11 protein-coding genes are annotated in these 12,193 nt (G+C 68.6%); 7 read left to right on the top strand and 4 right to left on the bottom strand.

Annotated features, from left to right (window positions below; translation table 11 throughout):
• Window positions 1–310: 310 nt before the first annotated feature.
• Window positions 311–619 (top strand): chorismate mutase, encoded by a 309-nt coding sequence (locus IG65_RS0112535; protein ID WP_030515073.1) that lies wholly within the window; start codon window positions 311–313, stop codon window positions 617–619.
• Between the two features lie 170 nt (window positions 620–789).
• Here IG65_RS0112535 and IG65_RS0112530 read toward each other — a convergent pair whose 3' ends face one another.
• Window positions 790–2,241 carry an NAD-dependent succinate-semialdehyde dehydrogenase gene (locus tag IG65_RS0112530; protein ID WP_030515072.1) on the bottom strand — a complete coding sequence of 484 codons (1,452 nt, stop codon included), beginning with the start codon at window positions 2,239–2,241 and terminating at the stop codon, window positions 790–792.
• 124 nt (window positions 2,242–2,365) lie between these two features.
• On the opposite strand from IG65_RS0112530, the gene pgi reads away from it, so the two are divergent.
• The 3 genes from pgi (at window position 2,366) to IG65_RS0112515 (ending at window position 5,429) form a co-directional block, all read left to right on the top strand.
• A complete protein-coding gene (gene pgi, locus IG65_RS0112525; RefSeq protein WP_030515071.1) occupies window positions 2,366–4,018 on the top strand; it encodes a glucose-6-phosphate isomerase in 1,653 nt (550 codons plus the stop codon).
• Between the two features lie 105 nt (window positions 4,019–4,123).
• On the top strand, window positions 4,124–4,549 hold the full coding sequence (locus tag IG65_RS0112520) for a hypothetical protein (RefSeq protein ID WP_030515070.1): 426 nt from the start codon (window positions 4,124–4,126) through the stop codon (window positions 4,547–4,549).
• Window positions 4,550–4,658: 109 nt separating this feature from the next.
• Complete coding sequence (locus tag IG65_RS0112515) at window positions 4,659–5,429, top strand: metalloregulator ArsR/SmtB family transcription factor (protein WP_197039829.1); 771 nt, start codon at window positions 4,659–4,661, stop codon at window positions 5,427–5,429.
• Window positions 5,430–5,465: 36 nt separating this feature from the next.
• Here IG65_RS0112515 and IG65_RS0112510 read toward each other — a convergent pair whose 3' ends face one another.
• On the bottom strand, window positions 5,466–7,085 hold the full coding sequence (locus IG65_RS0112510; RefSeq protein WP_030515068.1) for an acyl-CoA dehydrogenase family protein: 1,620 nt from the start codon (window positions 7,083–7,085) through the stop codon (window positions 5,466–5,468).
• Between the two features lie 10 nt (window positions 7,086–7,095).
• Complete coding sequence (locus IG65_RS0112505) at window positions 7,096–7,692, bottom strand: TetR/AcrR family transcriptional regulator (protein ID WP_030515067.1); 597 nt, start codon at window positions 7,690–7,692, stop codon at window positions 7,096–7,098.
• Between the two features lie 53 nt (window positions 7,693–7,745).
• On the opposite strand from IG65_RS0112505, the gene IG65_RS0112500 reads away from it, so the two are divergent.
• Together IG65_RS0112500 and IG65_RS0112495 are read left to right on the top strand one after the other, a co-directional pair.
• Complete coding sequence (locus IG65_RS0112500; protein ID WP_036524266.1) at window positions 7,746–8,519, top strand: crotonase/enoyl-CoA hydratase family protein; 774 nt, start codon at window positions 7,746–7,748, stop codon at window positions 8,517–8,519.
• 6 nt (window positions 8,520–8,525) lie between these two features.
• Entirely contained in the window at window positions 8,526–9,752 is a 1,227-nt protein-coding gene (locus IG65_RS0112495) for a hypothetical protein (protein WP_030515065.1), read from the top strand.
• Here IG65_RS0112495 and IG65_RS0112490 read toward each other — a convergent pair.
• Window positions 9,739–10,413 carry a pyridoxamine 5'-phosphate oxidase family protein gene (locus IG65_RS0112490; RefSeq protein ID WP_030515064.1) on the bottom strand — a complete coding sequence of 225 codons (675 nt, stop codon included), beginning with the start codon at window positions 10,411–10,413 and terminating at the stop codon, window positions 9,739–9,741. The genes IG65_RS0112495 and IG65_RS0112490 overlap by 14 nt on opposite strands.
• Before the next feature lie 121 nt (window positions 10,414–10,534).
• Between IG65_RS0112490 and IG65_RS0112485 the strand changes: the two genes are divergently transcribed.
• On the top strand, window positions 10,535–11,998 hold the full coding sequence (locus IG65_RS0112485) for a PLP-dependent aminotransferase family protein (protein WP_231509181.1): 1,464 nt from the start codon (window positions 10,535–10,537) through the stop codon (window positions 11,996–11,998).
• The last annotated feature ends 195 nt before the right edge of the window (window positions 11,999–12,193 follow it).

The raw sequence follows: 12,193 nt of genomic DNA, 5'->3' as shown, positions 1-12,193 counted from the left end.
CGGCGGCCACCGACATGCTGTAGTCCGGCGCGATCTCAGCGCATTCTCGACCGCGATCTCAGCGCATTCTCAACGACGAGAACTTTGCCTCACTTGCCCCACGTGGCAGACTGGCCACATGACCAGCGCGCTCACGACCTCTGCTGTTCAGGCGTACGAAGGTATTCGTGGTCGCCGATTTCGCACGTGAGCGCACACTCGACGGGGGACAATTCAAGGCCGAACAGGTCTGTTTCACGGTGGAGGAACTAGATCGGTAACGGGGCAGGGCCGCACGCCGATCGAAGTTCTGACACGAGGAGAAGAAAGTATGAGCACCTCTACTGAGCCGATTGATCAGTCCGCGACCGGTTCCGATGCGACGTTGCCGAGTAGCGAGGCGGAGATCGAGAAGCTCCGCAAGGAGATCGATCGCCTCGACGCCGAGATTCTCGCGGCCATCAAGCGGCGCACCGAGGTCTCGCGCATCATCGGCCGCACCCGCATGGCCAACGGTGGCCCGCGCCTGGTGCACTCTCGCGAGATGAAGGTGCTGGAGCGCTTCAGCGAACTGGGTCAGGAAGGTCACACGCTGGCCATGCTGCTGCTCCGCTTGGGCCGCGGCCGCCTCGGCCACTGATCTACAGCCGCCCCGGCCACTGATCAACGGCCGCATCGGCCACTTACCGGACTGCCGAATCGGCAGCCCCTCGAGACCACGCGGCGATCGTCTCGACGAACTCCGCGACCCCAGGCCGCCCCGGGTGCCGATCCCTCGGGGCGGCCGTTTCGTATCCGGGAACTGCCGGATCAGGGCAGGGCGATGTATTTCGTCGACAGATACTCCTCGATTCCCTCGAAGCCGCCCTCCCGGCCGAATCCGGAGGCCTTGACCCCGCCGAACGGCGCCGCCGGATCGGAGATGACGCCGCGGTTGATGCCGACCATTCCGCTCTCCAGCCCCTCCGCGATGCGCAGCGCACGATCCAGATCGCGGGTGTACACGTAAGCGACCAGACCGAATTCGGTGTCGTTGGCGGCGGCGAGGCCCTCCTCCTCGGTATCGAATCCGACGATCGGCGCGACCGGGCCGAACACCTCCTCGCTGAGAATGCGGGCCTGCTCGGGCACCTCGCACAGCACGGTCGCCGGGTAGTAGTACCCGGTCCCACCGGGCGCCTTACCGCCGATGCGCACCTCGGCGCCGCGTTCGACCGCGTCCTCGACCAGTTCGCTGACGGTGTCGAGCTGGTCCTGGTTGATCAGCGGGCCGAGTGTGGTCGACGGGTCGTCACCCGGGCCGAGCTTGACCTCCTGCATGGCGGCGACGAGTTTGTCGGTGAACTCCGCGCGGACCGAGTTGTGCACGTGGAACCGGTTGGCGGCGGTACAGGCCTCGCCGCCGTTGCGCAGCTTCGCCAGCATCGCGCCCTGCACCGCGGCATCGATGTCGGCGTCGTCGAAGACCACGAACGGGGCGTTGCCGCCCAGCTCCATCGAGGTGCGCAGCAGACCGTTGGCGGACTTCTCGACCAGCTTCTTGCCGACCCCGGTCGAGCCGGTGAAGGTGAGTTTGCGCAGCCGCGGATCGTTGATCAGCGGCTCGGTCACCGCGCCCGAGTGGCTGGAGGTGATCACCGACAGCACACCGTCCGGCAGCCCGGCCTCGCTGCACAGCTTCGCCAGCAGCAGCATGGTCAACGGCGTGGCCGAGGCCGGCTTGACGATCATCGTGCAGCCGGCGGCCAGGGCCGGGCCGATCTTGCGGGTACCCATCGCGAGCGGGAAATTCCAGGGGGTGATGGCCAGGCACGGTCCGACCGGCTGCTTGTGGACCACGATGCGGCCGGTGCCGGTGGGCGCGGTCTGGTAGCGGCCGTGCACCCGGACCGCTTCCTCGCTGAACCAGCGGAAGAATTCGGCGCCGTAGCGCACCTCGTTGCGGCTCTCCGGCAGCGCCTTACCCATTTCCAGGGTCATCAGCAGTGCGAAGTCCTCGGTGCGCTCGACGATTCGCTCGTAGACCGCGCGCAGGATCTCACCGCGTTCGCGGGCCGGGGTCGCCGCCCAGCTGTCCTGAGCGGCGACGGCCGCGTCGAGGGCCCGCACGGCGTCCTCGGGCGTGGCGTCGGCGACGTGTGCGAGGGGCTCTCCGGTCGCCGGATTCTCGACCGCGAAGGTGGCGCCCCCGGTGGCATCCACCGGCCCGCCGATCCAGAGTTGAGTGGGGACGGATTCGAGTAACTCGGTTTGCGACACCATGTGCTCAGGGTAGGCCGCGATGGACGCGGGCGCGGGCAACTGCCGGGTGGGCGGTGACTGTCTGCGACGGCACCAGCAACATCACTCCCTGCACGTCCGGGAACCGGTCTGTAATCTCGCGGGAGTGAGCAGCGACATCACCGCGACGGCGGCCTGGCGGAAACTGCACGATCACTATTCGGCCGTGGCCGACCGGCATCTGCGCGAATTCTTCGCCGAGGATCCGGACCGGGGACGCGAGCTGACCGTCGAGGTCGGCGATCTCCACATCGACTACAGCAAGCACCGCATCACGCGCGAAACCCTGGATCTGCTGCTCGATCTGGCGGAGACGGCGGGTGTGGCGCGGCGCCGCGACGCGATGTTCGCGGGCGAGCACATCAACACCTCCGAGGACCGCGCGGTGGGGCATGTGGCACTGCGCCTGCCGGCCGGCGCGTCGATGATGATCGACGGCGCCGACGCGGGTGCGCAGGTGCACGAAGTCCTGCGCCGGATGGGCGATTTCACCGATGCGGTGCGGTCGGGACAGTGGCGCGGCGCCGGCGGTGAACGCATCTCCACGGTGGTGAACATCGGCATCGGCGGCTCGGATCTGGGTCCCGCCATGCTGTATCAAGCGTTGCGGCACTACGCGGATGCCGGGATCTCGGCACGCTTCGTCTCCAATATCGATCCGGCGGATCTGACCGCGAAACTCGACGGCCTCGATCCGGCGCGCACTCTGTTCGTCGTTGCCTCCAAGACGTTTTCGACGCTCGAGACGCTCACCAACGCCACCGCGGCGCGGCGCTGGCTGGTCGCGGCGCTCGGCGAGGACGCGGTCGCCAAACATTTCGTGGCGGTGTCCACCCACGCGCAGCGGGTGGCCGATTTCGGTATCGATACCGCGAATATGTTCGAGTTCTGGGATTGGGTCGGCGGCCGCTATTCGGTGGATTCCGCGATCGGGCTGTCGATGATGGCGGTGATCGGGAAGGAGCGGTTCGCCGAATTCCTGGCCGGAATGCACAGTGTGGACGAACATTTCGTCTCCGCGCCGCCGGAGCGCAATGCGCCGATCCTGCTCGGCCTGCTCGGGGTCTGGTACTCGAATTTCTTCGGTGCCCAGTCGCGCGCGGTGCTGCCGTACTCCAACGATCTGGCGCGCTTCCCGGCCTATCTGCAGCAGCTGACCATGGAGTCGAACGGCAAATCGGTACGGCTGGACGGCAGTCCGGTGACAACCTCGACCGGCGAGATCTTCTGGGGTGAGCCCGGAACGAACGGGCAGCACGCCTTCTACCAGCTGCTGCATCAGGGTACCCGGCTGGTGCCGGCGGATTTCATCGGATTCGCCCGTCCCACCGACGATCTCGCGACGCGCGACGGCTCCGGCAGCATGCACGACATTCTGATGAGCAATCTGTTCGCGCAGACGAAGGTGCTCGCCTTCGGGCGCACGGCGGCGGAGATCGAGGCCGAGGACGGCGGAACTCCGGGGTTCGATCCGGCCCTGGTGCCGCATCGCGTGATGCCCGGTAACCGGCCCTCCACCACGATCCTGGCCCCGCAGCTCACCCCGTCGGTGGTCGGGCAGTTGATCGCGCTCTACGAACATCAGGTCTTCGTCGAGGGCACCATCTGGGGAATCGACAGTTTCGACCAGTGGGGCGTGGAGCTGGGCAAACAGCAGGCGCTCGCCCTGGAGCCGCTGCTCACCTCCGCGGAAGATCCGGCACCGCAATCGGATTCGTCGACCGATGCGCTGATTCGGTGGTATCGCGGCCACCGCTGACCCGCCACCACGGAAAATACCCCGCCCGGATGCGTAATTGATCTCATGCCGGGAATGTGAGCAGGGCACTGCCATGGCCCGATGCCCCGCTGTAACGTCCGGAATATGACCTCGGTTGCACAACATCTGCTGTGGTTCCTGCCGATGCTGTGGCTCGGCATGGTGCTGGCCATCTCCTTCCTGGAAGCGCCGCTGAAGTTTCGCGCGCCGGGAGTGACGCTCGCCCTCGGGCTGGGTATCGGCCGGCTGGTGTTCAAGGCGCTCAACATCACCGAGGCCGTCTTGGCGGCGCTGTTGCTGATTTCGGCGGCCGTGGTAGGCCCGAGCGGGGCGACCTGGGGATGGCTGATCGGCGCGGCGGTCGTGCTGGCGATACAGGTGGTGGCGGTCCGGCCGCCGCTGACCCGGCGTTCGAACCGGGTCCTGGCCGGTGAGGACGGACCGCGCTCGACGGCGCACTACTGGTACATCGGGCTCGAGCTTCTGAAGGTGGTCGCGCTGATCGGCCTGGCCATCGCCGCCGCGCCCTGACATCGGCAACGACCACCGCCGCCGTATCTTCGCCTGCTCACCAGACCCGTTGACTTATGCAGGTAAATGCCTGCATAATTTTCCCGTGCAACCCGAACCGGATTTGGACGTGGTCTTCAAGGCATTGGCCGACCCGACGCGGCGGCTGGTGCTGGATCGGCTTCGCGAGCAGAACGGGCAGACTCTGCGCGAATTGTGCGAGCGGGTGGAGATGGCGCGCCAGTCACTGACGCAGCATCTCGACATCCTGGTGCGAGCGGGACTGGTCACCGTGCTGCGACGCGGGCGGGAACGGGTGCACTACATCAATCCGGCACCTATCCACGACATCGAACAACGATGGATCTCCGTCTTCGACAGGCCGCGACTGGATGCGATCCGGGCCATCAAAAACCAGGCTGAGGAGTACGCCATGAGCACCACCGTGCCCAACTACGTCTACGTCACCTATATCCATGCCAGCGCCGACCAGGTGTGGAAGGCACTGACCGACGCCGATCTCACCGCCCGATACTGGGGACATGCGAATGTGTCGGACTGGCAACCGGGTTCGAGCTGGGAGCACCGCCGCGTCGACGGCTCGGGGGCCGTCGACGTCGTCGGCGAGGTGATCGAATCGGATCCGCCGCACCGCCTCGTGGTGACCTTCGAGGATATGCCCGACGCCGACCGCTCGGCGTCGCTGGTCACCTTCCTCGTCGAACCGCACCGCGATATCGTCCGGCTCACCGTCACGCACGAGAATCTGCCGAATCAGGAGATGCTGCAAGGCATTTCGAGCGGCTGGCCGGCCGTGCTGGCCAACCTCAAGTCCCTGCTCGAGACCGGCGACGTACTGCCGCAGGCCCCGTGGGAGATGTCGAGCGAACCGGTCGGCTGAGCCGGATCGGGCGAATCCGGATCAGCCGAATTCGGATCAGACGAAGGCGCGCTGCAGGATCGCCTCGGTATCCACTCCCACCGGGAGGGTGCCGAAGGCGATTCCCCAGTCGCCACCGAATCGGCTGGCGCAGAAGGCATCCGCCACCGCGGCATGGCCGTGGCGCACCAGCTGCGCGCCCTGCAACACCAACGCCATCAGTTCGACCACCCGCCGGGCGCGGAACTCGATATCACTGAGGTCGGTGAGCTCCTTGCCGATCCGGTCGATCGCGTCGTCGAGGTGGTGGTTGGCGCCGCGGGCCAGCGAGACCTCGTTGAAGTAGGCCTCGACCGTCTCCGGCTGCCGGCCCATGGCGCGCAGGGCGTCCAACGCCGCCACATTGCCCGAGCCCTCCCAGATCGACATCAGCGGCGCCTCCCGATAGAGCCGCGGCATACCGGATTCCTCGACATAGCCGTTGCCGCCGAAGCATTCCAGCGCCTCGGCCGCGTGTGCGGGGGCACGCTTGCAGACCCAATACTTGGTCACCGCCAACGCGATTCGACGCAGCGCCGCCTCGGCGGGATCGGTCGCGGCGCGGTCGGTGGCACCGGCCAGCCGCATCATCACCGTCGTCGCGGCATCGGATTCGATGACCAGGTCGGCCAGCACATTGCGCATGGCGGGCTGGTCGACGAGCTTGGCGCCGAACGCTTCCCGATGCCGGGCGTGGTGAGCGGCGTAGACCACGCCGGTGCGCATGCCGGTCGCGGAACCGATCACACAGTCGAGACGGGTCATATTCACCATCTCGATGATGGTCTTCACACCCGCGCCCTCGGCGCCGACCAGCCAGCCCGTCGCGTTCTCGTACTCGATTTCCGAGGACGCGTTGGACTTGTTGCCCAGCTTGTCCTTCAGGCGCTGCAGCCGCAGCGCGTTACGGGTGCCGTCGGGCAGCACGCGCGGCAGCAGGATGCAGGACAGGCCGCCGGGCGCGTGCGCCAGCGTCAGGAACATATCCGACATGGGCGCGGAGGTGAACCACTTGTGCCCGACGATGCGATAGGTACCGTCGGATTGCGGTGTGGCCGTGGTGGTGTTGGCGCGCACGTCGGAGCCGCCCTGCTTCTCCGTCATCGACATCCCGGCGATCAGACCGGCCTTCGACGAGGGCTCACGCAGGCCGAAATCGTAGGTGCGCGAACCGAGTAGCGGCTCGAAGCGAGCGGCCAGTTCGGGATTGTGGCGCAGTGCCGGAACCGCGGCGTAGGTCATGGAGATGGGACACATGTGTCCGGCGTCGGCGACGCCCCAGGTGTAGAACTTCGCGGCGCGGGCGACGTGCGCGCCGGGCCGATCGTCGAGCCAGGGGCTGCCGTGCAGGCCGTGTTGTACGGCGACATCCATCAGGTTGTGCCAGTACGGGTGGAACTCCACCTCGTCCACCCGATTGCCGTAGCGGTCGTGGGTGTGCAGCACCGGCGGGTACTCGTTGGCCAGCCGGCCCCACTCCTGCGCCTCGAAACTTCCTGCCAGCGCGCCCAATTCGCGCACCTCGGCTTCGGCCCAGCCCGCACCCTCACGGTGCAGGCCCTCGATCAGGGCCGGGTTGCGGGAGAAGTCGAACGGGGTGATCGGCGGGACCTGGTTGAACACTTCGTGGGTGGCCATATGAGTTCTCCTATTTCTGCGCGCCGAGCGCGCGCAGCGCGAAGGCGACGAGTTCGGGCACCACGGATTCGCTCTGCAACTGCTCGGCCAGCGGTCCGACCAGCACCTCACCGATGGCGCCGACCAGGGCGGTGGCGGTGGTGCGCGGGTCCTGGGGCGGCAGTTGCCCGGCGCCGACACCGTCGGCGATCGCGGACTCGAAGGTTTCGGCGAAGGCCCTGCGGAAGCGCAGGCGTTCGGTATCGACGCTCGCGTCCACGGGTTCGGCGAGCAGGACGTAGGCGAGTTTGGGATTCTTCAGCGCGCGCCCGGCGAAGGTCTCCACCGCGGCGGTGACGCGCTCGACGACGCCGCCCTCCGCCCCGGCCTGTGCGACCGCGGCGACCTCGCGCGTGACGACGTCCCGGAACACAGCGGTGACCAACTCGGCCTTCCCGCTGAAACTCTTGTAGACGGTTCCCGTGGCGACTCCGGCCTCCGCCGCGACGGTGGCCATCGACAGCCCGCCGAAGCCCTGCTCCGAGAGCACCTTCATGGCCGCGTGCACGATCGCGCGCGACTGTGCGTCCAGTCGCGCCTGCACGGCGGGGGTTCTGCGGTACGCCACGCAAGAAGTGAATCACAAATTCATTTCTTGACGCAAGGGCCGGGGCGGGCCGTATGGTCGAATTCGTGAGCGTACGAATCGAGCGCAGCGGGCCGGTCTTCACGGTGATCCTGGATCGCCCCGAGGCACGCAATGCCGTCGACGGACCGACCGCACAGGCGCTGGCCGCCGCGTTCCGCGAATTCGATGCCGACGACACCGCGGCGGTCGCGGTGCTCTGGGGCGCGGGCGGCACCTTCTGCGCCGGGGCGGATCTGAAATCGCTGGGCACCGAGAAGTCCAACCGGGCGGCCGAGGACGGCGACGGACCCATGGGCCCCACCCGCATGACGCTGTCCAAGCCGGTGATCGCCGCCGTCTCCGGCTATGCCGTAGCCGGCGGACTGGAACTGGCGCTGTGGTGCGATATGCGGATCGCCGAGCAGGACAGCACATTCGGTGTGTTCTGCCGCCGCTGGGGCGTCCCGCTGATCGACGGTGGCACGGTGCGTTTACCGCGCATCGTCGGCGCGGGCCGGGCGATGGACATGATCCTCACCGGCCGAGCCGTCGCCGCACCCGAGGCCTTGCAGATCGGGCTGGTCAACCGGGTCGTCGGCCCCGGCGAATCCCGTTCCGCCGCAGAGCGACTCGCGGCCGAGCTGGCCGCCCTGCCGCAGACCTGCCTGCGTTCGGACCGGATGTCGGCGCTGGAGCAGTGGGGGCTGGACGAATCGGAGGCGATGGCCCGCGAGTTCCGCTACGGCTTCACCGCGCTGGCCGACGGTGCGCTCGAGGGCGCGCAGCGGTTCGCCGGCGGGGCGGGCCGCCACGGATCGTCGGCCTGAACGGCGATGGGCCGGCTCAGCGTAGTCGACGAGATCTTCCTGCGCGCCCATCGCGGTCTCGGCACTCCCAGTGCGCTGCAGGGATTGTGGCGCACCGCCGACCCGATCGACAGGCGGCTGTTGGAACAGATCCACGCCGCCCTGCGCGTCGGCCCCCTCGGCCGCCGCGTCGTCCGCCCCCGAGTTCCGGGTGCGCGGCCGTACTGGCGGCGCAACGACGGCGCCCATCCGTTGCGCATCGCCGGCGGCGGCATCGCCACCGCCGACCTGCTGAGCTGGGCCGACGAACAGGGCTACGATCTGGATCCGGAATTCGGGCCGGGGTGGCGGCTGTCCGCGGCGGCGCTGCGCGAGGGCGGTTCGGTGGTGGCACTGACGTGTTCGCATGCCCTAGCCGATGGACGCGGCCTGGCGCTGGCCGTCGACCACGCGCTGTCCGGCTCGCCGCTCACGGATTATGCGGCGCCGCAGTCGGATTGGGCCGATGCGGCCCGGCAATGGACCACCGTGTTGTCCGGCAGTGCGCGCGCCCTGCGACACGGGGTGCCACGGGAACCCGGTGACGGAGCGTGCCGCAGCGCCGAGACGGCGACGACAACCGACGCGGTCCTGCAATTTCCGGCGGCGGACTGGGAGCTGGCCGCGGCGGGGCGGAGCGGAACGGCGAACAGCCTGTTCCTCCACGTCGTCGCGAAGATGCTGTGGGACAGCGATTTTCCCGACCATTCGATAACCGCCGCCGTTCCCGTCGACACCCGCGACGATCGCCGCGTCAACAACGACATGGCCATGACCGAAGTGGTGGTCGAGCGCACCGATACTCCCGCGACCCTGCGCGAGAAGTGCCGTGCGGCATACGAATACCGGATGTCCGGCCCCCCGGGCATGCCCGCGGAGCTGCTGCAGGTACTGCCCGCGCGGGTCGCGCACCGGCTCTCCCGGGGTGCGGGCGAACGTGACATTCTGTGCTCGAACATCGGCACCCTCCCGGCCTCGCTGGCACAGCTGGGCCCGCATCGCTGCACCGGCGTCGCCGCCCGGGCCATCCATCCCGGACTGCAACCGACGGCGCTCCCCCGCACCCGCCTCGCGGCCTACCTGTGCCGGATCGGGCACACGTACACCCTCGCTCTGGTGGGCCTGGACCAGGAGCGGATCGAATCCTCCGATGCGCTGGTCGATTTCGCGCGGAAGGCTATCGAACGATTCGAGGTACCGGTCACCGCGTGGTGAGGATCCGCGCCGTCACGTGGTCCGGCACGGCGCCCGGGCGTACCAGGTCGGGCGCCGGGATCGGAGTGCCGAAGACCTGACGGACCGGGAGCAGGCCCGCCCAGGCGTCGCTGTTCAGGTCGGCGGGATCGTCGGAGGGATCGCCGGTGCGGGTCTTCACCGAGGCCTCGGTGAGGTCGAGGGCCAGGACCAGGGTGGCCGCCAGCTCCTTCTTGTCGGGCGCACGCACGGTGTCCCAGGCGCCGGGGGCGGAATGGTCGACGATGGCGCGCAACGCGCGTACCCGCTCCTCGGGGTCGGTGACTTCGACCGGGCGCCCGTGGATCACGGCGGAGCGGTAGTTCATCGAAAAGTGCATGGCCGCACGGGCGTACACGATCGCATCGACCAGACTCACCGCGACACAGATGTCACCGGTGAGGGCGGCGCGCAGGTTGCCGGCGCCGGTGGATCCGTGCAGATACAGCGTGTCCGCGTTGCGGCCGTAGACCGTCGGCAGCACGACGGGCGCGCCGTGCAGGGTCACCCCGATATGGCAGATCAGTCCGGCGTCGAGCACCTCGTCCAGGGCCGCGCGGTCGGTGGCGGCGCGGTCCCGGTAGCGGGTGACGGTGCTGCGCGGGGTCGGCGAGAGCTTCGGGCGCGTGGGTGTTCCTGGCATATGACCAGGGTCTACGATCGGGTGGCATTGTCATATGGCCAATCAGGAGCTATTCCGGAAGTCCACTTGTGCGGACGCCGCGCTGGCGTCGCGGTCGGGCATTCGAACCGAAGGGAGCATCGTGGAGGACCTCCCGCTGTCGATCGATCGCGATGCACCACGCCCGCTGTCGGTCCAGGTGGCCGACGAACTGCGCGCCGCGGCGACGGCCGGCCGGCTGCGAGGCGGCGAGCGACTCCCGTCGTCCCGCGCTCTGGCCGAACGCCTGGGCGTCAGCCGCACGGTGGTCACCGCCGCCTACGACCAATTACATGCCGAGGGCTGGATCTCGGGACGGCACGGCTCGGGCACCTACCTCACCGCCGCACCGGCATCGGTACCGGCACCCGTTGCGGCGAGCGCTCTTTCGGATTCCGTCGGCGAACTGCTCGACCTGGCCCCCGGCGCCCCCTGCGTGGCGGCGATAGACCGCGCGGCCTGGCGTCGCGCCTGGCGCGCCGCGAGTGACCGGCTGCCGTCGGCGCGCAAGGACCGCGGCGGCGAACCGGATTACCTCGCCATGATCACCGAACATCTGCTCCGCCATCGCGGCCTCGCTCCCGGCACCGACAGTGTCGTCCTCGCCACCTCCGGCACCAGTTCGGCGGTCGGCGAACTCGCCCACGCCGTGCTGCGCCGCGGCGACACCGTGGCCGTCGAGGACCCCGGGTACCTCCGCGCGGTCGGCGCCTTCCGCGCCGCGGGTATCGAGGTACTGCCGATACCGTTGGACGACAAGGGCATTCGAGTGGACCGGATTCCCGCCGATGTGCGCGCCGTCTACTGCACTCCGGCCCATCAGTTCCCGCTCGGCGCCCGAATGCCCGCCGCCCGCCGCGTCGAACTGATCGACTTCGCCCGGCGTACCGGCGCGCTGATCATCGAGGACGACTACGACGGCGAATTGCGTTACGACAGCGCCCCTTTGCCACTGCTGGCGAGCCTCGACCCGAGTCGGGTCATCCATCTCGGCACCACCTCGAAAATTCTGTCCACCACGCTCGGCGTCGGCTGGCTCGTCGCCTCCCGGGCTGTCGCGGACGCCGTGACGGCCCACCGGGAAAGCACCGGCACCTGTCCGGCTCCCGCCGGTCAGCTGGTGTTCGCCGAGCTCGCCCGGCACGGCGACCTGGCCCGTCATCTGCGCCGCCTGCGCCGTGAGATGCCGCCGCGCCGGGCACTCGTGGTTGCCGAACTTCGCGCCCGCGGGCTCGATGTCGTCGGCGACCATGCCGGATCACATGTGCTCGTCCCGCTCGAATCCGCCGCGGTCGAGGAAGCCGCGATCGCCCACGCCCGCGATCGCGGGGTACGGCTCGACGGCCTCGCCCGCCATCACGCCGATCGACCGCACACCTTCGGCGCCCCGATCGGCTACGCGGCCCTGCCCTCCGCCGAACTGCGCGCCGCGATCACCATCGCCGCCGAATGCCTCGCGGCCGCGTCATACGCCGGTCCGATGCGGCCCCTTTCCACGGGTGGCAATAGCGGCTCGGTTGCGTGCGGGCCTCGGGGTACGAAATTCTCGAACCGAGTGCGACCCTGACGAGCGATAGATCGAGGCGGTTGTGGGAATTGCTTCTGCTCCTCCCGAGGTCGAGGTGCGCAGCTGCGGGCGTGGTCGCGTATCGGCGGTTCGTGGATCGGGGAGTGTGTGGTGAGCGGTTCCGGGGGTGAGGATCTCGCGGACTTGGTGGACCGGATCACCGCCGGCTTGCGCGCGCTCGCGCCGCCGGGATGG

It is taken from the genome of Nocardia sp. NRRL WC-3656, from assembly GCF_000720265.1.
Lineage (GTDB): Bacteria > Actinomycetota > Actinomycetes > Mycobacteriales > Mycobacteriaceae > Nocardia > Nocardia nova.
This window is presented reverse-complemented; position numbering and strand designations above follow the sequence as displayed.